We start from the raw sequence: 21,578 nt of genomic DNA on the forward strand, positions 1-21,578 counted from the left end.
GTTTGACGGAGAGGATCGATACCGATGCACGAGACAAACCAGATTTCCCCAGAACGGATGACCCCGGAGCAGCGCCGGCTCGAAGTCGCGTCTCTGCTGGCCAACGGGCTCGTGCGCCTGCGCATCAGCCACTTTCCACAGTCCACGAAGCGCCTGCCGGAGAGTGAGTTTGAGCTTGCCTTATCTGGACGCCAGCGCGTTCATATAGACCCCGTCAACAACAAAACTACGGAGTCCAGATGAGTACGAACCCGCGTGCATACACGACACCAGCGTCGGTTGCTGCGCAAATCGCCCGATTGTCTGATCTGCCCATGGCAGAAATCAAGGCGCTGTGGCGCAGGCTGATCGGGGGCGATACGCCCACGCACAACCGGCAATTTCTCGAGCGCCGCATTGCCTACCGACTGCAGGAAGTCGAGCTTCGCAAGGTCGATCCAAACCTGCTTGAGAGGAACAAGCGCCGCATTGCCAATCTGATAGAAACGGGCAAGCTCACGAAGAAGGCGCGATCGTACCGTCCGCCAGCGGGGACGGTGCTGACCCGCGAATACCAGAAGGTCGAGTATCGCGTGACGGTCATTGCGGACGACCGATATGAGTTCGAAGGTCGGCTATACCCGAGCCTGTCGATGATTGCTCGCGAAATTACCGGGACGCGTTGGTCTGGTCCCGTGTTTTTCGGTCTCACGGAGCCGGGAAAGCGGAAGGTTGAAAAACAGCGGGGGCGGAAATGAGCGATTCACTGACCCGGCGCTTGCGCTGCGCCGTCTACACGCGTAAATCCACCGACGAGGGACTGGACCAGGAGTACAACTCGATCGATGCGCAGCGCGATGCGGGGCATGCGTACATCGCGAGCCAGCGTGCCGAGGGCTGGATTCCGGTCGCCGACGACTACGACGATCCGGCATACTCGGGCGGGAACATGGACCGTCCAGCGATCAAACGCCTGATGGCAGATATCGAGGCGGGCAAGATTGACATCGTGGTGATCTACAAAATCGACCGGCTGACGCGCAGCCTGACAGACTTCGCCCGCATGGTTGATGTGTTCGAGCGCCACGGCGTGTCGTTCGTCTCGGTTACCCAGCAGTTCAACACCACGACCTCGATGGGCCGACTGATGCTGAACATCCTGCTGTCCTTCGCCCAGTTCGAGCGCGAGGTCACCGGGGAGCGCATTCGCGACAAAATCGCTGCGAGCAAACGCAAGGGCATGTGGATGGGCGGGATTCCACCCATCGGGTACGACGTCGTAAATCGACGACTGGTGTTGAATGACGGGGAGGCAAAACTCGTGCGCCACATCTTTCGGCGTTTCGTCGAAATCGGATCGACCACCCTCGTGGTCAAGGAGTTGAGACTCGATGGCGTGACGTCGAAGGCCTGGACCACGCAGGACGGCAAGGTCCGAAAGGGGCGGCCGATCGACAAGGCGCTGATCTACAAACTGCTGCACAACCGTACCTACCTCGGGGAATTGCGCCATCGGGACCAATGGTATCCGGGAGAGCATCCGTCGATCATCGATCGTGAGCTGTGGGACCGAGTTCATGCAATCCTATCTACCAATGGTCGTGCGCGCGCGAGCGCCACACGGGCGCAGGTGACGAAGGTGCATTGTCTGCTTAGGGGGATAGTGTTCGGAAGCGACGGCCGTGCGCTGTCGCCGGTTTCCACGGTGAAGAAAGACGGGCGTCGATATCGCTACTACGTCCCTCAGCGTGAGAAAAAGGAGCATGCCGGTGCGTCTGGTCTGCCCACCCTGCCGGCGGCCGAACTCGAGGCAGCGGTGCTGGATCAACTGCGTGCGATCCTTCGCTCACCGGGGCTGATCGGGGATATGCTGCCTCGGGCTATCGCACTCGACCCCAACCTGGACGAGGCTATGGTCACCGTGGCGATGACCCGTCTCGATGCGATCTGGGACCAACTGTTCCCGGCAGAGCAGACCAGGATCGTCCAATTGCTGGTCGAGAAGGTGATCGTGTCGCCCGATGATCTGGAAGTGCGGTTGCGCGCGAACGGCATCGAGCGTCTGGTCCTTGAATTGCGACCGGCAACCGATGGTGCCGCCGAGGAGGTCAAGGCATGAGTAAGATGTTGATCCAGCCGGCAGGGGAGCCAACCGTCGTCGAAGCAAGCGACGGCCGTCTGACCCTGTATGTGCCAATCCAGATCAAGCGGCGTAGCGGCCGCAAATTGGTTACGCTACCCGGCGGTGAAAACATGAAACCTCGCCCATGGGACAACGCCACGGCCACGCCGCTGCAGTTGGCGTTGGCCCGAGGCCACCGCTGGCTGGGGATGCTGACATCGGGCGAAGTGCAGTCGCTCAAGGAAATTGCTGTCCGCGAAAACGTCGACCCGAGCTATGTGAGCCGCATGGTCAACCTGACCACGCTGGCGCCCGACATCGTCGCCGCCATCTTGGATGACGCATTGCCGGACCACATCACGCTTTTCGACTTGGCAGTGGATCCGCCGGCAATGTGGGAGGAGCAGCGTGCGAGGATCGATCCGCATCGTCATGAGCTAATTGGCCGTCCAGCCTTAGCGCCTCCCGTACATCCCGACGAAAGTTCATGACCGCTCGCCAGTCGCTAGGGGAGCCCGGCACCGTGATTCGGCCACTACCAGCAGGCGGCGATAACTTGCCATGCTTTGTCCCCCGGCTGTAAGACCACCCTTCACGAACGAGCTGTCTGATAAGCACTTCGAATTCTTTGCATGACGAATATTTCATCGGCCATCCTCACGATGACACAGGGTTGGGCGCAAATGTCACACAACCCTGCCAGCTACACTTATTTGCCTTTCGGCGGATTGTTGCTGCGGCCGCCACCGGAAGGGTTGCCGGTTTTGCTCGGTGCGTTTTCAAGATGTGCAAACATGCTGTTTCTCCTTAAAAATCCTCGGTTTTGATATGGGCGCACGGCCCGAGGTGTACCGTGCTAAATCGGTTCAAAGTCAGGTACGGGTTCGTCGTCAGCGGCTGGACTGAAGCCTTCGGCCAGCCATTTTTCAATGTGCTTCTGCAGCTGCTCGAGATCGCTTTTACGCACAGGAACGCGATCAAATGTACGGGGCCCGACTTCTTCTACCAGCATGATGCGGTACCGAAGCTCTGCGCATGCAGCGCCGGGAAATCGCGGATCCTCGCATTTGATCTCCACTGCCGCTGCTCCACAGGTACTGACGTACCAGTGCGAAGCAGGGTGCGCGACGAGGTGCGGCATCAGTGCGTCTCTTAATCCGGACGTCAGCCAACTGACGAACAACAGGCGGCTGGAGCACTCCTTGGCGAAGTTTTCCTTCACTGATTCCGGCATGTCGTCGATTCTGCCCCGTACCACCATCCTGCGAAGCTCTTTGCACGGCATCCCCTCATGCTCGGTGACGACCAGGCGCAGCCGGTGCAAATCGCTAGGCAGGGTCTTATTGGAAAAATCGGTGACGACATCGGCGGTCTTGTAGGCATGGTCGATGATGGCGGGAAGAAGAAGGAATTCGTCACGCCAGCCAGCCTCGATCCACCGCAGGCCGGTTGCATCCGGCTGGCAACGCGTGAAGTCGATAAGCATCCGATCCCGGAGCCGGGGGCGGGTGATTTCGATGCGAAACCAAGGCTTGTCGTGCCACATGCGCACAGTGCTGTCGCTGCCCCACGAGTTGAGGTACTCCGCTATGATCTCGCCAATTCTCCAGCTCACGGCGGAGGCACCATCGACCACTTCTGTGCAATTGAGGATGCGCGAACCGACCGAGAGGAACCAAAATCCCCGCACGTTCGCCGGCGCGAGGAGGTCCGTCTCCGACAGTCCAGTCAGTTGCATCAGATTTGCCATCTTGGCCGGATTCCGTACGAGCAGCACGTGCTCGATACGTTCAGCAACGTCCTCCGTCAGGTATGCCAGTGCCTGTTCTGGGTCATCCTTGGCGTGGTGCTCCAACAAATCTTGCAAAGCGTGGTTGGTGCCGGTATCAAGTTGTTCCTTGAGCAGGCCCTGAATATGCCGAAGGTAGTCCGGCGGATCAGGATTTTCGTGCCCCTGCAGCAGCGGCACGGACACATCTAAAACGGTCGCCAACGCCCTAGCGTACTTGGTACTGGTCTGTCCACTTTCCTCGATCCGCTGATAGTGACGACCAAGAGATTGGGTATCTGGCGTGCCCAGCTGTTCAGCCACCTTTTTTGCGACCATAGCTTGAGTCAGCCCTTGTTCCTCGCGCAGGGCGCGGAGCCTGACTTGATCGATTTTGAACGTTGGCCGTCCCATATCTGCTCCGTGAAATTACGAAGAGGATCATCCGTCAAAGCTTAAATGTCGTACAGACGGCATATATGCGACATAAACGCCGCCGATCTCACGCGTCCGAAATTCGCGAGCAGATTTCGCTGCTTCTGGCCGGATTCGGCCATTTGGCTTGCATCGACGCCGACCTTCTCCAATAGATGAATCGGGGGGCAGTCGCCTTCCCCTGCCAAAGCCAAAATAAAACGACGTGGTTAGTCCGCATGTAAGTTGTTGATTTTTATGGCGTCGAGATCCGGCCTTTGCGGACTTCGGGCAACTTCGTGAGCGCGAGGCCGGAGAGAAAAATGGCCTGGAGAGAATGAAAGCGGGCGCTTTTCGAGGCTCAAGCCGAAAGTCGAAGTCCGAAGGAATCCTCGGGAACCCTTGCAAACACGCGGGCGTAGGCAAAAAAAAACCAACCGGATAAGCGGTTGGTTTTTGGTATTGGTGGAGCCGGCGGGAATCGAACCCGCGTCCAGAAGCAGTCCATAAACAGTTCTACATGCGTAGTTCTGTCATTTGATTTAACCGGAGCGACGCGGACGAACACGCTGCGCTACAGCGATTCACTAGGTTTTCGACCCTGGCGTCGTGACGCCGACAGAGCTTAACTGACGTAAATGACCTCTGGCGGTATTGCTACCGGTCTTGCGACACTAGCCCGTCAGTAGACCAGGCAGAGGACGGCGGCCCTTAGGCTGCCAGTGCGAACGTATCGTCGTTTGCAGTTACGATTTTCCCATTGATTAACGAGGTGACGGGTCCTCGGCATGCCCTGCCTACTTCATAACCCCTGTCGAAACCAGGTCGGCCCCAGAGGAAGGGATGATTATCCCATAGTTCCGCAGATGAGGCGAACCGTGCCCTTTTCAAGGGCGCGGCGGCCTCAGGCGCGCGGTTTCACGTTTTGGAGCAGCGCGAAAAGCGCCCCGGCGGTATCGGCCACGAAATCGGCGTTCCACTGCGCGGGCGGTTCGATGTTGCCGCAGTAGCCGTAGGCCGCCGCGATGGTCGCCATGCCTGCTGCGTGGCCAGCCTGCACGTCGCGCAGATCGTCGCCCACGTAGACCACGCGCGTGGCGTCGATGCCGAGCGCTTCGGCCGCGTGCAGCAGCGGCGCGGGGTGGGGCTTCGAATATGGTGTCGTATCGCCGCTGACTACGCACGCCGCGCGCGTGTCGAGATGCATGAGCTTCACGAGCGGGTCGGTCAGGCGCGCGACCTTGTTGGTCACGATGCCCCAGCGCACGCCGCGCGCGTCGAGGTCGTCGAGAACCGCGTCGATGCCCGGGAACAGCGCCGTCTCCACGCGCAGGTTGGCCGCGTAGTTGGCGAGGAACTCCTCGCGCATCGCCGCGAACTCGCGGTCGTCCGGCCCGATGCCGAAGGCGCCCCCGATCAGGCCGCGCGCACCCGCCGAGGCGAGCGGGCGCAGTTTCTCGTAGGGCGCGGGCGCGAGGCCGCGTGCATGGCGCATCTGGTTGACGGCGGCCGCGAGGTCCGGCGCCGTATCGGCGAGCGTGCCGTCGAAGTCGAACAGGACGGCGTCGCAGGCGGCGAGCGCCGCGCCGTCCGCGGACGGGCTTTCAGGCGTGTTCTGGGTCATGTCGGGGAGGGCGGCGCCGGTTCAGGCGTGGCGCCGGCAGGCAATCATGTAATTGACGCTGGAGTCGTTCGACAGCGCGAAGCGACGCGTGAGCGGGTTGTAGGTGATGCCCTTGATCTCGGCCGAAGTCAGCCCGGCCTGGCGCGCGAAGCCCGCGAGTTCGGACGGGCGGATGAAGCGTGCGTAGTCGTGGGTGCCCTTGGGCAGCATCTGCGCGATGTATTCCGCGCCGATCACGGCCAGCAGATAGGACTTCACGTTGCGGTTGAGCGTCGAGAAGAACACCCAGCCACCCGGCTTCACGAGCGTCGCGCAGGCTTTGACCACGCTCAGCGGCTCGGGCACGTGCTCGAGCATTTCCATGCAGGTGACCACGTCGAACGAGCCGGGCTCGCGCGCCGCGATCGCTTCTGCGGCGATCTCTTCGTATTCCAGCGTGATGCCGCTTTCGAGGCTGTGCAGGTCGGCCACGCCCAGCGCTTCGCTGGACAGGTCGATGCCTTTCACGTTCGCGCCGAGTCCCGCCATCGATTCCGACAGAATGCCGCCGCCGCAGCCGATGTCGAGTACCCGTTTGCCCGTCAGATGGGCATGGCTGTCGATCCAGCCGAGACGGATGGGGTTCAGTTCGTGCAGCGGCTTGAACTCCGCATTCGGGTCCCACCAGCGATGAGCGAGATCGCTGAATTTCTGCAGTTCGTGGGGATCGGCATTCGTCATGTCGGATTGGCCTGAAGCGCGCAAGCGAAGGTGGAACAAGCCCAGAGTATAAGGGCGCTCGGGTGCGACGGCAAAACAGGGCGGCAATAGGCGCGCCGTTTCGCTGCGCCCAACGCAGTCCCCATGCCGCGGATTTAGCTGCGCGTTAATTTACAAATGCATACAAATATCGGCGTGATTCAAATTAATCGCACAATAAAAAAGCCCCGCCTGAGCGGGGCTTTGAGTCTTGCTGTCGCAGCTCGCAGATTACTGCTTTTGCGTGCCGACGACTTCGACTTCAACGCGGCGATCCGGTGCGAGGCACGAGATCAGCTGCTTGCGGTTCTTCTGGTTGCAACCCGTCGTGACCGGGTTACGCTTGCCCTTGCCTTCCGTGTAGACGCGCTCAGCCGGGACACCCTTGCTGACCAGGTACGACTTGACGGCTTGCGCACGGCGCAGCGACAGACGGTCGTTGTAGGCAGCCGAACCGATACGGTCCGTGTAGCCCGTTGCAACGACGACTTCGAGGTTCAGAGCCTGGATCTTGCTTGCCAGATCGTCCAGCTTTTCCTTGCCAGCCGGCTTCAGGACAGCCTTGTCGAAGTCGAACAGGGCGTCAGCTTGATACGTGATCTTCTGGCTCGTAATGGCCGGAGCGACCGGAGCGACCGGCGGCGTCGGTGCCTGGGCGACCAGTGCGCCATCGCACTTTGCGTTGGCCGTGGCCGGCGTCCAGAATGCATCGCGCCAGCAAAGCTCATTCGTGCCGTTCATCCACACGTATTCGCCGGTACCATTCACCCAGTTGTCATTGACGGCTTGTCGCGACGCCGGCACCGATTGTGCCTGGGCGGTTGCAGCGACTACTGCGGTAGCTGCAATGAACGCGAGCTTTGAAAGTTTATTCATATTTCTCCTCTCGAAATTGAGATTACCGCAGGTTTACTGCGAGCCATATGACGAAGACAAGTCATACATTGCTCGAAGTATAACATTGGCGCGTTGTGGGGCACGTCTTGTGTAGACTTCGAGCGGTGTCTAACTCTTTGTGCGTTGGCATTTTGCCATATCGTTCCCTTCCATCGATAAAAAAAATCCGCCCCCTTCTTTGGGGCTTGTCGAATGTGGTAGGTCCGCAACAAAAAGTTCCCGCTTGAACTCCTGGTAGTGTGCCTGGTTGTTGGGCAAGCGCAAGTGGTGATGCCGACCGTGCTGTTTATTGTCATATTCGCAGGGTAAACGCGCGTAATTGCGATGCAAATGAGCCACTGTCGCGCTTAACTAAAATTAACCCTTCCCGAGCGTTTTCCTGCCCGCGCATTGGCCCATCTTGTTCTGCGCACGTCTGAGTCGCGTCTGGGTCGATTTTGGGCCGCTGGTGAGCCGCCGGAAGTCACCCCTCTAATAGGTATACGTGCATCGCTCCCGGACGGCGGGCGGGGGTGCCGCGCATGATAGAATCAGAAGATTGCGCTGCGTCTGCGGCGTCCATGCGACAGCAGGGTGCGACACAGTGCTTTCGGCGGTTTTTGCCGTTAGCACCGCGCGTGCCTGACAACGACATCGATAATGGATCAATTCGCCAAAGAGACTCTGCCTATCTCCCTTGAGGAGGAAATGCGCCGCTCGTATCTCGACTACGCGATGAGCGTGATCGTCGGGCGGGCGCTTCCGGATGTGCGCGACGGCCTGAAGCCCGTGCACCGGCGCGTGCTGTATGCGATGCACGAGTTGAACAACGACTGGAACCGCGCGTACAAGAAGTCGGCGCGTATCGTCGGCGACGTAATCGGTAAGTACCATCCGCACGGCGACACGGCTGTCTACGACACCATCGTCCGGATGGCGCAGAGCTTCTCGCTGCGCTACATGCTGGTCGACGGCCAGGGCAACTTCGGTTCGATCGACGGCGACAACGCCGCCGCCATGCGTTACACCGAAATCCGCATGGCGAAGATCGGTCACGAGCTGCTGGCCGACATCGACAAGGAAACGGTCGACTTCGGGCCGAACTACGACGGCAGCGAAAGCGAGCCGCTGATCCTGCCCGCACGCATCCCGAACCTGCTGATCAACGGCTCGTCGGGTATCGCGGTCGGCATGGCCACGAATATTCCGCCGCACAATCTCAACGAAGTTGTCGACGCCTGCCAGCATCTGCTGAAGACGCCCGAGGCGACGATCGACGAGTTGATCGAGATCATTCCCGCGCCCGATTTCCCGACCGCCGGCATCATTTACGGCGTGGCCGGCGTGCGCGACGGCTATCGCACGGGCCGTGGTCGCGTCGTGATGCGCGCCGCCACGCACTTCGAAGAGATCGATCGCGGCCAGCGTATGGCGATCATCGTCGACGAACTGCCGTATCAGGTGAACAAGCGTTCGCTGCTCGAACGGATCGCCGAACTCGTCAACGAGAAGAAGCTCGAAGGCATTTCCGACATTCGCGACGAGTCCGACAAGAGCGGCATGCGTGTCGTGATCGAGCTCAAGCGCGGCGAAGTGCCCGAGGTGATCCTCAACAATCTGTACAAGGCAACGCAGCTGCAGGACACGTTCGGCATGAACATGGTCGCGCTGGTGGACAACCAGCCGAAGCTGCTGAACCTGAAGGAGATGCTCCAGCATTTCCTGTCGCACCGCCGCGAAGTGCTCACGCGCCGCACGGTGTACGAACTGCGCAAGGCGCGCGAACGCGGCCACGTGCTCGAAGGCCTGGCCGTTGCGCTCGCCAACATCGACGACTTCATCGCCATCATCAAGGCCGCGCCCACGCCGCCGATCGCGAAGCAGGAGTTGATGAACCAGTCGTGGGATTCGTCGCTGGTGCGCGAGATGCTCCAGCGCGCGGAACAGGACAACGCCTCGGCGGGCGGCCGCGACGCCTATCGTCCGGAAGGGCTCAACCCGCTATATGGTATGCAGGGCGACGGTCTCTACCGTCTGTCCGACACGCAGGCGCAGGAAATCCTGCAAATGCGTCTGCAGCGCCTGACGGGGCTGGAGCAGGACAAGATCATCGGCGAGTACCGCGAAGTCATGGCCCAGATCGCCGACCTGCTCGACATCCTTGCGCGCCCGGAGCGCGTAACGACGATGATCTCCGACGAACTCACCGCGATCAAGAGCGAATTCGGCGATGCCCGCCGTTCGAAGATCGAGCTGAACGCGACCGAGCTGAACACCGAAGACCTGATCACGCCGCAGGACATGGTCGTGACCATGTCGCACACCGGTTACGTGAAGTCGCAGCCCTTGTCCGAATATCGCGCCCAGAAGCGCGGTGGCCGCGGCAAGCAGGCGACGTCGATGAAGGACGACGACTGGATCGACACGCTCTTCATCGCCAATACGCACGATCACATCCTGTGCTTCTCGAACCGTGGCCGCGTGTACTGGGTCAAGGTCTATGAAGTGCCGCAGGGTTCGCGCAACTCGCGCGGCCGTCCGATCGTGAACATGTTCCCGCTGCAGGACGGCGAGAAGATCACGGTCGTGCTGCCGGTGAAGGAATTCTCGGCCGACAAGTTCGTCTTTATGGCGACGGCCCTGGGCACGGTCAAGAAGACGCCGCTCGAAGCCTTCAGCCGCCCGCTGCGCAAGGGTATTATTGCGGTCGGTCTTGACGAAGGCGATTACCTGATCGGCGCGGCCATCACGGACGGCGAGCACGACGTCATGCTGTTCTCGGACGCCGGCAAGGCCGTGCGCTTCGACGAGAACGATGTGCGCCCGATGGGCCGCGAGGCACGCGGCGTGCGGGGCATGCAGCTCGACGACGGCCAGCAGGTGATCGCGCTGCTGGTGGCCGGCGACGAACAGCAGTCCGTGCTGACCGCCACCGAAAACGGTTACGGCAAGCGCACGCCGATCACCGAGTACACGCGTCACGGCCGTGGCACCAAGGGCATGATTGCGATCCAGACGTCGGAGCGCAACGGCAAGGTGGTCGCGGCGACGCTGGTGGACTCCGAAGCCCAGATCATGTTGATCACGACCACGGGTGTGCTGATCCGCACGCGTGTCTCGGAAATCCGCGAAATGGGCCGCGCAACGCAAGGTGTTACACTCATCAGCCTTGACGAAGGCACGAAGCTCTCGGGCCTGCAGCAGGTCGCCGAAGCCGATGCCGAGGGCGATATCGCCGAAGCTGAGGGTGAGGGCGAAAGCGAGGAGTAAGGCTACGCCCGCAGGACTGAACGGCCCGCGCGAGCGGGCCGCTTCGTGTCAGGCGCCGGCGCTGTGCCGGGTTACGTGCCAGGCGTTGCGCTCGTGGTTTGCTGGTAAGAATTTTTGGGCGGTTTGGGGTTCTGATTTTGAGTTATTTGCCGGCGGCGACGCAATGGCCATCAAGGCTGGGCAGCGCTGCGGGTTTTGAATGATGCCGGGCGGATCGGGCCGCGGGCGCGAAGGTGACGGATCAAACCGTGATCAGGCAGTATCAGGCGCGCCCCGCAGTCCGCACGGCAGGCAATTCGATTAATTTCACAGAGGGAGTAATGATGCAAAAACGATTCAAGCAGGTTATGTTGCTGGCCGCTCTCGTGCCGACGTTTGCCATGGCTCAGGCGCTCCAGTCCCAGGCGCCCGCAACGGCTCCGGCTGCTGCTGCCGCACCGATTGATCCGGCCAAGCAAGCTGCGATCAAGGACCTGCTGGACGCCATCGACGCGCAGAAGCTCGTCGGCGCAATCGGCAATAGCGCACAGATGCAAGCCAAGCAGCTCGTGCCGGCGATCCTCTCGGACGCGCTGTCGGAAAATAAGACGATGACGGACAAGCAGAAGCAAGCTGCTGTCCCGACGCTGCAGAAGAACGCCGTGCCGAAGCTGGTTGACGGCGCAGGCCAGGTTTTCGCTACGGACAGCTTCAAGCAGGACGCCATGGACGCGCAGTACGAAGCCTACGCCAAGTACTACAGCACGCAGGAAATCAAGGATCTGTCGACGTTCTACCGCAGCCCGACCGGCCGCAAGTTCATTCAGGTTCAAGACCAGGTTGGCCGCGATGTGGTCAACGGCCTGATGCAGAAGTACATGCCGCAATCGATCAAGGCAACGCGCGACCAGGCTGACAGGGAAGTCGCCGCAGTCAAGCCGGGCAAGTAAGCACGCCGCTCGCTGAGCGCGTTCGCCGCCGCGGTATTTCAGGCGCGCGGCAAACGCGGGACAGATCGAGTCGGCTTGTCGGCGCCTTGCCCGGATAGCCTGCGTTGGCGGGTTCCCGGTGACAATGCGATAATGGCCGTTTGCGCGATAAGCGCAGACGGCCATTTTCTTTTTCCGGCGCGTCCCGGCTCCACTGCCGCAGCGCCCGCCTCGGGGATCTTCAAACGATGCGCGTCTTCAACTTCTCCGCCGGACCGGCTGCACTGCCTGAGGAAGTCCTGCGCCAGGCTGCCGACGAAATGCTCGACTGGCACGGCAGCGGCATGGGCGTGATGGAAATGAGCCATCGCGGTCCCGAATTCATGCAGATTCACAGCGAAGCGCTGCTCGATCTGCGCGAACTGATGCAGGTTCCCGCGAGCCACCAGATCCTGTTCCTGCAGGGCGGCGGCATCGGCGAAAACGCTATCGTGCCGCTCAATCTGTTCGGCGCGAAGCCGCGTGCGGATTACGTCATCACCGGTTCGTGGTCGCAGAAGTCGCAGAAGGAAGCGCTCAAGTACGGCGCCTCGCACATCGCCGCGACGGGCAAAACCGAAGCCGGTTTCACGCATTCGCCGCCGAAGAGCGAATGGCAACTCTCCGACGATCCCGCCTACGTGCATCTGTGCACGAACGAGACGATCGACGGCGTCGAGACCTTCGAGATCCCCGATCTCGGCGACATTCCGCTCGTCGCGGATGCCTCGTCGCACATCCTGTCGCGTCCGATGGACATTGCCAAATACGGCGTGCTCTACGGCGGCGCGCAGAAAAATATCGGCATGGCGGGCGTGACGGTGGTGATCGTGCGCGAGGATCTGCTCGACCGCGCGATGCCCATCTGCCCGTCGGCGTTCGAATGGAAGACGGTCGCCGCCAACAATTCCATGTTCAACACGCCGCCCACCTACGCGATCTACATCGCGGGCCTCGTGTTCAAGTGGTTGAAGCGCCAGGGTGGCCTCGAAGCCATCGAAGCGCGCAATATCGAAAAAGCAGGGCTGCTTTACGACACGATCGATGCGAGCAGCTTCTACATCAACAAGGTGGAGCGCCGCGCGCGCTCGCGGATGAACGTACCGTTCTTCCTCGCCGATGAAACACGTAATGATGATTTCCTGGCCGGCGCGAAGGCGCGCGGGCTTCTGCAGCTGAAGGGCCACAAGTCCGTCGGCGGCATGCGGGCGTCGATTTACAACGCGGTGCCGCTCGAAGCAGTGCAGGCACTTGTCGAGTACATGAAGGAATTCGAAGCGAAGCACGCCTGACGCGCGCATCTCGTTCGAATACATCCTTCCAGATTGCCGGTCTCACGCATGGACGACGAACTCAATTCTCAACTCAAGCCGTTGCGCGAGCGCATCGATGCCATCGACGCGCAACTCATTGCGCTCCTGAACCAGCGCGCTTCGGTCGCGCTCGAAGTGGGCGAGGTCAAGAAGCACTTCAACGCCCCCGTGTTTCGCCCGGAGCGCGAGCTCCAGGTGATCGAGCGCCTGCAGAGCCTGAGCGGCGGCCCGCTCGGCAACGATCACATCAGCGCGATCTGGCGCGAGATCATGGCCGCGAGCCGCTCGCTCGAAAAGACCATCACGGCCGCGTTCCTCGGGCCGGTCGGCACGTATAGCGAGCAGGCGATGTACGCGTACTTCGGTCAGTCGATCGAAGGCCTGCCGTGTCCGTCGATCGACGAAGTGTTCCGTGCGGTCGAGTCGGGCGCGTCCGAATTCGGCGTGGTGCCGGTCGAGAATTCGACCGAAGGCGCGGTGTCGCGCACGCTCGATCTGTTCCTGCAGACGCAGCTTGTGATCGGCGGCGAAATCGCGCTGCCGATCCAGCACAATCTGATGACGCAAAGCGGCACGCTCGCGGGCGTGACGCGCGTGTGCGCGCACCCGCAGGCGCTCGCGCAGTGCCAGCACTGGCTGACGGCGAACGCACCGCATCTTGAGCGCCTGGCCGTGTCGAGCAACGCCGAAGCCGCGCGTCTTGCGTCGGAGGATCCGACGGTCGCGGCCATCGCGGGCGAGCGCGCGGCCACGCACTATGGCCTGTTGATCGCCAACGCGCTGATTCAGGACGACCCGCATAACCGCACGCGCTTCGTGATGATCGGCAAGCAGCCGGCGGGCGTGTCGGGTCACGACCAGACGTCGATGATCGTGTCGGTGAAAAACGAGCCGGGCGCGGTCTACAAGCTGCTGGAGCCGCTCGCGCGCCACGGCGTATCGATGACGCGTTTCGAATCGCGTCCGGCGCGCGTCGGCACGTGGGAGTACTACTTCTATATCGATTTCGAAGGGCATCGCGACGATCCGGCCGTGGCCGCCGCGCTCGACGAACTCGGCAGGAAGGCCGCGTTCCTCAAGATCCTCGGTTCGTATCCGCGTTCGCGCTGAATGGCGCGCCGGGTTGCGCACGCCCGCTTCGGTCAGGCGTGCGCAAACATTCTTTTTTCGGTGATGGCGTGAGCGCGTTCTCATTCAGGAAGCTGGTGATTTTCGGCGTCGGGCTGATCGGCGGATCGCTTGCGCGCGGGCTGCGCGAGCGCGCCGGTCACGATGGCGAGGTGATCGGCGTGGGCCGCCGCGCGCATTCGGTTGCGCGCGCGCTGGAACTGGGCGTCGTCGATGCCGTCGCGACCTTCGACGACGACGCGGCGCTCGCCCAGGCGCTCGACGGCGCGGACCTCGTGCTGATCGCCGCGCCCGTGGCGCAGACGCAGATGCTGCTCGAACGCATCGCGCCGCACCTGCAGCCGCACACCCTCGTCACCGACGCGGGCAGCACCAAGAGCGACGTGATCGCCGCCGCGCGCGCAGCGCTGGGCGCGCGCATCGGCCAGTTCGTGCCGGGCCATCCGATCGCCGGCCGCGAGTCGAGCGGCGTCGAAGCCGCGCTGCCCGACCTGTACGTGGGCCGTAACGTCGTGCTGTGTCCATTGCCCGAAAACGCGCCGGCGGACGTCGAGCGTATCGCGCAGATGTGGCGCGCCACGGGCGCCGTGATCGGCCAGATGAGCGCCGAACAGCACGACCGCGTGTTCGCTTCGGTGAGCCATTTGCCGCACGTGCTGTCGTTCGCGCTGGTCGAGCAGATTCTCGCCACGCCCGACGCCGAGCTGAAATTCTCGTTCGCGGCGGGCGGTTTCCGCGATTTCACGCGCATCGCCGCGTCGAGCCCCGAAATGTGGCGCGACGTGTGTCTGGCGAACCGCACGGCGCTGCTCGCGGAACTCGACGCCTACACTGAAGTGCTGGCGAAGCTGCGCGCGGCCATCGACGCCGGTGACGGCGGCGCGCTCGAAACCGTGTTCGCGCGCTCGCGCGCGGCGCGGCAGGCATGGCAGGAGCGCGGCGGCAAGCGCGTGGCGAGTGACGCGACGAGCGAAGCGACGAGTGAGGGGGCGAGCGCGCCGACGCCCTCGCAATCAGGACCCGACAAGTAAGGCATCAGTCATGCGGCAGGGCGCTGGAATGGCTGGAATTCTCCGGTCGCCGCGCCACGCCGCACCATCAGGACACGCTCATGGAACACCTCGATCTCGGACCGTTCACCCGTGCGTCCGGCACGATCCGCCTGCCCGGCTCGAAGAGCATCTCGAACCGCGTGCTGCTGCTCGCGGCGCTGGCCGAAGGCGAAACGACGATCACGAACCTGCTCGACTCCGACGACACGCGCGTGATGCTCGACGCGCTGGAAAAGCTCGGCGTGAAGCTCAAGCGCGAAGACGACACCTGCGTCGTGCAGGGCACGCGCGGCGCTTTTACGGCGGTGCGCGCGGACCTCTTCCTCGGTAACGCCGGCACGGCGGTGCGCCCGCTCACGGCGGCGCTCGCGGTCAACGGCGGCGACTACCGTATCCACGGCGTGCCGCGTATGCACGAGCGCCCGATCGGCGACCTCGTCGACGGTCTGCGCCAGATCGGCGCGAAGATCGATTACGAAGAGAACGAGGGCTATCCGCCGTTGCGCATCCGTCCCGCGCAGATCAACGTCAGCGCCCCGGTGCGCGTGCGCGGCGACGTGTCGAGCCAGTTCCTCACCGCGCTCCTGATGACGCTGCCGCTCGTGCGCGCCGAAGGCGGGGTGACGATCGTCGAAATCGACGGCGAACTGATCTCGAAGCCCTATATCGAAATCACGATCAAGCTGATGGAGCGCTTCGGCGTGAAGGTCGAGCGTCACGGCTGGCACCGCTTCGAGGTGCCGGCAGGCGTGCGTTACCAGTCGCCGGGCAAGATCATGGTGGAGGGCGATGCGTCGTCGGCGTCGTACTTCCTTGCGGCGGGCGCGATTGGCGGCGGGCCGCTGCGCGTGGAAGGCGTGGGCCGTTCGAGCATCCAGGGCGACGTCGCGTTCGCGGCGGCGCTCATGCGCATGGGCGCGAACGTGACGGTAGCCGACGACTGGATCGAGGTGCGCGGGATCGGCAACGATCACGGCAAGCTCGACCCCATCGACATGGATTTCAACCTGATTCCCGATGCGGCCATGACGATCGCCGTCGCCGCCTTGTTCGCCGACGGCGCGACCACGCTGCGCAACATCGCGAGCTGGCGCGTGAAGGAAACCGACCGCATCGCCGCGATGGCCACGGAGCTGCGCAAAGTGGGCGCAAACGTGGAAGAGGGCCCGGACTACCTGATCGTGCGTCCGCCCGAGAAACTCACGCCGAACGCCGCGATCGACACCTACGACGATCACCGCATGGCGATGTGCTTCTCGCTCGTGAGCCTCGGCAACGTGCCGGTGCGCATCAACGATCCGAAGTGCGTCGGCAAGACGTTCCCCGATTATTTCGAGCGCTTCCTGGCGCTCGCACAATCCTGATTTTTCGCAGCCGACCTGTCTCTTTTTACTGATCGCTGCATAAAACCGACCGCCGCATGAAATCGACCCGTCCCTTTTACCCGACGCCCGTGATCACGATCGACGGCCCCACTGCCTCCGGTAAGGGCACGGTGGCCACGCTGGTCGCCGCGCACCTGGGCTTTCACCTGCTCGACAGCGGCGCGCTGTATCGCCTCGCGGCGCTCGCGAGTATGCGCTACACGATCGCCGCCGACGATGCCGACGGGCTGGCCCAACTGATCGACGATCTTCACATCACGTTCCGCGAAGGCACGGCCCAGCTCGATGGCGTTGACGTTTCGAATGAAATCCGCGCCGAGGAAGTGGGCAACCGGGCCTCGATGATCGCGGCGCATCCGTCCGTGCGCACCGCGCTGGTGGCCCGTCAGCGGGCCTTCCGCAAGCTGCCGGGCCTGGTCGCCGACGGCCGCGACATGGGCACGGTGATCTTCCCGGATGCCGGTCTGAAGGTGTTCCTGACGGCCAGCGTGGAGGCCCGCGCGGCCCGCCGGTATAAGCAATTGATCCAAAAAGGATTTTCTGCTAATATGGATGACTTGCTCCGGGATTTGCGTGAACGCGACGCGCGCGATAGTAATCGCACGGCCGCGCCGCTCAAGCCCGCAGCGGATGCGAAGCTGCTGGATACCTCGGCGCTGACCATCGACCAGGCGGTCGAACAGGTCGTGCAGTGGTACCAGGAGTCGAGCGAACTGCGGCCGGCGCGTCATGCTGATGCGCACGGCAAGTTGCAGTAAAGAGCAAGCGTAGTACGTAGTGGTGCCCTGCTGGGAAGCGGGGCGTGTCTAAACCCTTTAACCCCGTGTGGCTTTTGCATCTGTGCCGCGAACGTAAGCGCTCCGGCCTCAACGCCCGACCGGTCAAAACTGGCTGGCGGAGCAGCGAAAACCATGCAAATCCAGATTTTTATGTCCGACCTGCAAACCTCCACCCCGAATACCGAATCTTTTGCGGCTCTGTTCGAAGAGTCGCTGACCCGTCAAGACATGCGCGCCGGCGAAGTGATCTCCGCCGAAGTCGTGCGCGTCGACCACAACTTCGTGGTCGTGAACGCTGGTCTCAAGTCCGAAGCCTATATTCCGCTCGAAGAGTTCCTGAACGACGCGGGTGAAGTGGAAGTGCAGGCGGGCGATTTCGTTTCCGTCGCGATCGACGCGCTGGAAAACGGCTACGGCGACACCATCCTGTCGCGCGACAAGGCGAAGCGTCTCGCTTCGTGGCTGTCGCTGGAAAAGGCTCTCGACAACAACGAACTCGTGACCGGCACGATCACGGGCAAGGTCAAGGGCGGCATGACCGTCATGGTCAACGGCATCCGCGCATTCCTGCCGGGTTCGCTGGTTGACACGCGTCCGGTCAAGGACACGACGCCGTACGAAGGCAAGACCCTCGAATTCCGCGTCATCAAGCTCGACCGCAAGCGTAACAACGTGGTGCTGTCGCGCCGCGCCGTGATCGAAGCGACCCAGGGCGAAGAGCGCGCAAAGCTGCTCGAAACGCTGAAGGAAGGCGCGATCGTCAACGGCGTGGTCAAGAACATCACCGACTACGGCGCGTTCGTGGACCTCGGCGGCATCGACGGCCTGCTGCACATCACCGACATCGCATGGCGTCGCGTGCGTCACCCGTCGGAAGTGCTGTCGGTTGGCCAGGAAGTCACGGCAAAGATCCTCAAGTTCGACCAGGAAAAGAACCGCGTTTCGCTCGGTATCAAGCAACTGGGCGACGATCCGTGGGAAGGCATCTCGCGCCGTTACCCGTCGGGCACGCGCCTGTTCGGTAAGGTCACGAACATCACCGACTACGGCGCGTTCGTCGAAGTCGAATCGGGCATCGAAGGCCTGGTTCACGTGTCGGAAATGGACTGGACCAACAAGAACGTTGCTCCGTCGAAGGTTGTCCAGCTGGGCGACGAAGTCGAAGTCATGGTCCTCGAGATCGACGAAGACCGCCGCCGCATCTCGCTCGGCATGAAGCAGTGCAAGCCGAACCCGTGGGATGACTTCAGCCGCAACTTCAAGAAGGGCGACAAGCTGCAAGGCGCAATCAAGTCGATCACCGACTTCGGCGTCTTCATCGGTCTGCCGGGCGGCATCGACGGTCTGGTTCACCTGTCGGACCTGTCGTGGTCGGAAACGGGCGAAGAAGCGGTTCGCAAGTACAAGAAGGGCGACGAAGTCGAAGCCGTGGTTCTGGGCATCGACGTCGAGAAGGAACGCATCTCGCTCGGTATCAAGCAGCTCGAAGGCGACCCGTTCAGCAACTTCGTTGCTGTCAACGACAAGGGTTCGACGGTCGACGGCGTGGTCAAGTCGGTCGACGCCAAGGGCGCTGTGATCACGCTGAACGCCGATGTCGAAGGCTACCTGCGTGCTTCGGAAATCGCGCAAGACCGCGTGGAAGATGCCCGCAACGTGCTGAAGGAAGGCGACAAGGTCAACGCGATGATCATCAACATCGATCGCAAGTCGCGTGGCATCAACCTGTCGATCAAGGCCAAGGACTCGGCTGAGACGCAGGAAGCCCTGCGCAGCATGTCGTCGGACACGGGTGCGGCTGCCACCGGCACGACCAACCTCGGCGCGCTGCTGAAGGCCAAGCTCGACGGCCAGAACCAGTAAGCCTCAAACGGGGGCAAGCTGAAGTATGACCAAATCTGAATTGGTCGCGCAGCTGGCTACGCGATTTCCGCAACTTGTTCTCAAGGATGCGGATTTCGCGGTCAAAACGATGCTCGATGCGATGTCCGAGGCGCTTGCCAAGGGCCATCGCATCGAAATTCGCGGCTTCGGCAGTTTCGGACTGAATCGCCGGCCGTCACGCGTCGGACGCAATCCCAAGTCGGGTGAAAAAGTGTTGGTGCCTGAGAAGTTCGTACCGCACTTCAAGCCGGGCAAGGAGTTGCGCGAGCGCGTGGACCGTCGTTCGGGCGAACCGCTGAAGGCGGAAGAGCCGGACGACGATCTGTAATCGCCACAAGGTAATTGCAGCGGTTGCAGCCGTTGGCGGTCAATGCCAGATGGCCAGTGCATGGACCGAAGAAAGCGCAGGGTTTTTTGAAACCCGGCGCTTTTTTTTCGTCCGCGTTTTTTGTGTGACCACATTGTTCGCTCGACAGTGCGGCTTCGCGTACGTGCCGGGTCGCGGGCCGTTCCATTACAATACGGGACACTTCGGCGCATCCTTTGCTGCGGCGCAGCAAGCCGGTCGCGCCGGCGCTCTCCCGCAACTGCCAAGAGAATCCTTCATGAGATTGATCGCCTGGGTGATCCGTGTGCTGGTCTTCGTGCTGCTGCTCGTGCTCGCACTGGCCAACACGCAAACCACGACGCTGAACTTTCTGGCCGGCTATGCGTGGCAGGCCCCGCTCATCCTGATCGGGCTCGCGTTCTTCGTGGTCGGTCTGCTGGCTGGCCTGCTTTCGGCGCTGCCGGGGATATTCCGGTTGCGCATGGAAAACGGCCGCCTCAAGCGTGAGCTGCGCACCGCGCGCGAAACGCCCGTGGTCGTCGCGGAACCGCCGCTGCCGCCGCTCATCTGATTCGAATGACCCGCCGCGCGCGCTCGTCCCGGCGCGTGGCACGTAACCTCATACCATCGCTCGCATGGATCTCGATTTCTGGTGGCTCCTCGTCATTCCCGTCGCGTTCGCACTCGGCTGGATGGCGTCGCGCTACGACCTCAAGGCGCTGCTTTCCGAAAGCGCCAACCTGCCGCGTTCTTACTTTCGCGGCCTGAACTTCCTGCTCAACGAACAGCCGGACAAGGCAATCGACGCGTTTATCGAAGTCGCCAAGCTCGACCCCGAAACGGTCGAACTGCACTTCGCGCTCGGCAACCTGTTCCGGCGTCGCGGCGAAACCGACCGCGCGATCCGCGTGCATCAGAACCTGCTCTCGCGTGCCGATCTGCCCGCGAACGAGCGCGACCACGCGCTCTACGAACTGGGTCAGGACTTCCTGAAGGCGGGCATGCTCGATCGCGCCGAGGAAACCTTCGGCACGCTCAAATCGGGCGACTATGCGCAGGGCGCGCAGCGCGCGCTGCTCACGATCTATGAGATCGAGAAGGACTGGAATCGCTCGATCGAAACCGCGCGCCAGCTCGAAACCATGGGCGCGCCGCCGCTCGGCCTCGAAATCGCGCAGTTCCACTGCGAACTCGCGCAGGAAGCGCTCCAGCGCAAGAACCCGGAAGAGGCGCGACGCCAGCTTGGCCTCGCGCTCAAGGCGAATCCGCAGAACGTGCGCGCCACGATTCTCGCGGGCGACGTGGATGCCGCGAGCGGCGACGCCCAGTCGGCGCTCATGCAGTGGAAGCGCGTCGAGCCGCAGAATCCCGCCTATTTGCCGCTCGTGGCCGAAAAGGTCATGAAGGCCTACGACACGCTGGGCCGTGCGCCCGAGGGCGCGCAATTGCTCACCGAATGGGTCGATCGGCATTCGCAGAACGATCTGCTCGACGTGGCCTATAAATATGTCGCCGAGTTGAACGGTCCCGATGCGGCCCACACGCTCGCGCGCACGCAGATGCAGAAGTCGCCGAATCTCGCCGGCATGACGCGTCTGCTCGAAGCGCAGCAGGCCGTCGCCGAGGAACCGCGCCGCAGCGAACTGGAACTCATGCGCAAGCTGATCCAGCAGCGCACCAAGAATCTGCCGCGCTACACCTGCCAGAACTGCGGGTTCCGCGCGCGCCTCTTCTACTGGCAGTGTCCGGGCTGTAGCGGTTGGGAAACCTACGCGCCGCGCCGCGTCGAGCCGATTCCGGCGTCGAGCTGACGGGCCGTATCGAGTCGGCCCGCGACCATGCAACATCAACATCCGAATCTGTCACCGGAGCGCGTATGAAAATCACCATTATCGGTACCGGCTACGTTGGCCTCGTCACCGGGGCGTGCCTTGCCGAAATCGGTCACGACGTGTTCTGCCTCGACGTCGA

General features: G+C 62.3%; 21 protein-coding genes and 1 other RNA gene. 17 read left to right on the forward strand and 5 right to left on the reverse strand.

All coding sequences use genetic code 11. From position 1 onward, the window contains the following. Positions 1-24 precede the first annotated feature (24 nt). The 5 genes from B0G62_RS25965 to B0G62_RS31805 all read left to right on the forward strand — a co-directional run bounded on the left by B0G62_RS25965 (position 25) and on the right by B0G62_RS31805 (position 2,928). Positions 25-243, forward strand: a complete 219-nt coding sequence (locus B0G62_RS25965; RefSeq protein ID WP_103707043.1) for a hypothetical protein — start codon at positions 25-27, stop codon at positions 241-243. Further along, positions 240-737 carry a DUF2924 domain-containing protein gene (locus B0G62_RS25970; RefSeq protein WP_103707044.1) on the forward strand — a complete coding sequence of 166 codons (498 nt, stop codon included), beginning with the start codon at positions 240-242 and terminating at the stop codon, positions 735-737. The genes B0G62_RS25965 and B0G62_RS25970 overlap by 4 nt, the downstream gene beginning before the upstream one ends. After that, a complete protein-coding gene (locus B0G62_RS25975; protein ID WP_103707045.1) occupies positions 734-2,098 on the forward strand; it encodes a recombinase family protein in 1,365 nt (454 codons plus the stop codon). Before B0G62_RS25970 ends, B0G62_RS25975 begins: the two co-directional genes overlap by 4 nt. Then, on the forward strand, positions 2,095-2,592 hold the full coding sequence (locus B0G62_RS25980) for a LacI family transcriptional regulator (RefSeq protein WP_244193375.1): 498 nt from the start codon (positions 2,095-2,097) through the stop codon (positions 2,590-2,592). Before B0G62_RS25975 ends, B0G62_RS25980 begins: the two co-directional genes overlap by 4 nt. 141 nt (positions 2,593-2,733) lie before the next feature. Beyond that, positions 2,734-2,928: a hypothetical protein gene (locus B0G62_RS31805; RefSeq protein ID WP_167401340.1), complete on the forward strand. Its 195-nt coding sequence runs from the start codon at positions 2,734-2,736 to the stop codon at positions 2,926-2,928. 29 nt (positions 2,929-2,957) lie between these two features. Here B0G62_RS31805 and B0G62_RS25990 read toward each other — a convergent pair whose 3' ends face one another. The 5 genes from B0G62_RS25990 to ompA all read right to left on the reverse strand — a co-directional run bounded on the left by B0G62_RS25990 (position 2,958) and on the right by ompA (position 7,521). Then, on the reverse strand, positions 2,958-4,283 hold the full coding sequence (locus tag B0G62_RS25990) for a helix-turn-helix domain-containing protein (RefSeq protein ID WP_103707046.1): 1,326 nt from the start codon (positions 4,281-4,283) through the stop codon (positions 2,958-2,960). A gap of 463 nt (positions 4,284-4,746) precedes the next feature. Further along, positions 4,747-5,116, reverse strand: a transfer-messenger RNA (tmRNA) gene (gene ssrA, locus B0G62_RS25995). Positions 5,117-5,187: 71 nt separating this feature from the next. Continuing rightward, complete coding sequence (gene gph, locus B0G62_RS26000; RefSeq protein ID WP_103707047.1) at positions 5,188-5,907, reverse strand: phosphoglycolate phosphatase; 720 nt, start codon at positions 5,905-5,907, stop codon at positions 5,188-5,190. Between the two features lie 21 nt (positions 5,908-5,928). Next, positions 5,929-6,627, reverse strand: a complete 699-nt coding sequence (gene ubiG / locus B0G62_RS26005; protein ID WP_103707048.1) for a bifunctional 2-polyprenyl-6-hydroxyphenol methylase/3-demethylubiquinol 3-O-methyltransferase UbiG — start codon at positions 6,625-6,627, stop codon at positions 5,929-5,931. A gap of 249 nt (positions 6,628-6,876) precedes the next feature. Continuing rightward, positions 6,877-7,521, reverse strand: a complete 645-nt coding sequence (ompA, locus tag B0G62_RS26010; RefSeq protein ID WP_103707049.1) for an outer membrane protein OmpA — start codon at positions 7,519-7,521, stop codon at positions 6,877-6,879. 660 nt (positions 7,522-8,181) lie between these two features. Here ompA and gyrA point away from each other — a divergent pair. The 12 genes from gyrA to B0G62_RS26070 all read left to right on the forward strand — a co-directional run. Beyond that, complete coding sequence (gyrA, locus tag B0G62_RS26015) at positions 8,182-10,791, forward strand: DNA gyrase subunit A (RefSeq protein ID WP_103707050.1); 2,610 nt, start codon at positions 8,182-8,184, stop codon at positions 10,789-10,791. A 323-nt stretch (positions 10,792-11,114) separates the two neighbouring features. Next, entirely contained in the window at positions 11,115-11,720 is a 606-nt protein-coding gene (locus B0G62_RS26020) for a DUF2059 domain-containing protein (protein ID WP_103707065.1), read from the forward strand. A gap of 227 nt (positions 11,721-11,947) precedes the next feature. Beyond that, positions 11,948-13,030, forward strand: coding sequence for a 3-phosphoserine/phosphohydroxythreonine transaminase (gene serC, locus B0G62_RS26025; protein WP_103707051.1), 1,083 nt, complete (start codon positions 11,948-11,950; stop codon positions 13,028-13,030). 48 nt (positions 13,031-13,078) lie between these two features. Continuing rightward, positions 13,079-14,161, forward strand: a complete 1,083-nt coding sequence (gene pheA / locus B0G62_RS26030; RefSeq protein WP_103707052.1) for a prephenate dehydratase — start codon at positions 13,079-13,081, stop codon at positions 14,159-14,161. A 68-nt stretch (positions 14,162-14,229) separates the two neighbouring features. Continuing rightward, positions 14,230-15,210 (forward strand): prephenate dehydrogenase, encoded by a 981-nt coding sequence (locus B0G62_RS26035; protein ID WP_103707066.1) that lies wholly within the window; start codon positions 14,230-14,232, stop codon positions 15,208-15,210. Positions 15,211-15,290: 80 nt separating this feature from the next. Continuing rightward, on the forward strand, positions 15,291-16,595 hold the full coding sequence (aroA, locus tag B0G62_RS26040) for a 3-phosphoshikimate 1-carboxyvinyltransferase (protein WP_103707053.1): 1,305 nt from the start codon (positions 15,291-15,293) through the stop codon (positions 16,593-16,595). A gap of 56 nt (positions 16,596-16,651) precedes the next feature. Continuing rightward, entirely contained in the window at positions 16,652-17,374 is a 723-nt protein-coding gene (gene cmk / locus B0G62_RS26045; protein WP_103707054.1) for a (d)CMP kinase, read from the forward strand. A gap of 153 nt (positions 17,375-17,527) precedes the next feature. Beyond that, the gene (rpsA, locus tag B0G62_RS26050) at positions 17,528-19,258 is read left to right on the forward strand and encodes a 30S ribosomal protein S1 (RefSeq protein ID WP_103707055.1); all 1,731 of its coding nucleotides are present in this window, start codon (positions 17,528-17,530) and stop codon (positions 19,256-19,258) included. Between the two features lie 25 nt (positions 19,259-19,283). Continuing rightward, the gene (locus B0G62_RS26055; RefSeq protein ID WP_103707056.1) at positions 19,284-19,607 is read left to right on the forward strand and encodes an integration host factor subunit beta; all 324 of its coding nucleotides are present in this window, start codon (positions 19,284-19,286) and stop codon (positions 19,605-19,607) included. Between the two features lie 277 nt (positions 19,608-19,884). Then, positions 19,885-20,178 carry a lipopolysaccharide assembly protein LapA domain-containing protein gene (locus B0G62_RS26060; RefSeq protein WP_103707057.1) on the forward strand — a complete coding sequence of 98 codons (294 nt, stop codon included), beginning with the start codon at positions 19,885-19,887 and terminating at the stop codon, positions 20,176-20,178. A 64-nt stretch (positions 20,179-20,242) separates the two neighbouring features. Next, a complete protein-coding gene (gene lapB, locus B0G62_RS26065; protein ID WP_103707058.1) occupies positions 20,243-21,418 on the forward strand; it encodes a lipopolysaccharide assembly protein LapB in 1,176 nt (391 codons plus the stop codon). A gap of 65 nt (positions 21,419-21,483) precedes the next feature. Continuing rightward, a partial coding sequence (locus tag B0G62_RS26070) for a hypothetical protein (RefSeq protein WP_146055362.1) occupies positions 21,484-21,578 on the forward strand: 95 nt, incomplete at its 3' end.

This window comes from Paraburkholderia eburnea, from assembly GCF_002917095.1.
Taxonomy (GTDB): domain Bacteria; phylum Pseudomonadota; class Gammaproteobacteria; order Burkholderiales; family Burkholderiaceae; genus Paraburkholderia; species Paraburkholderia eburnea.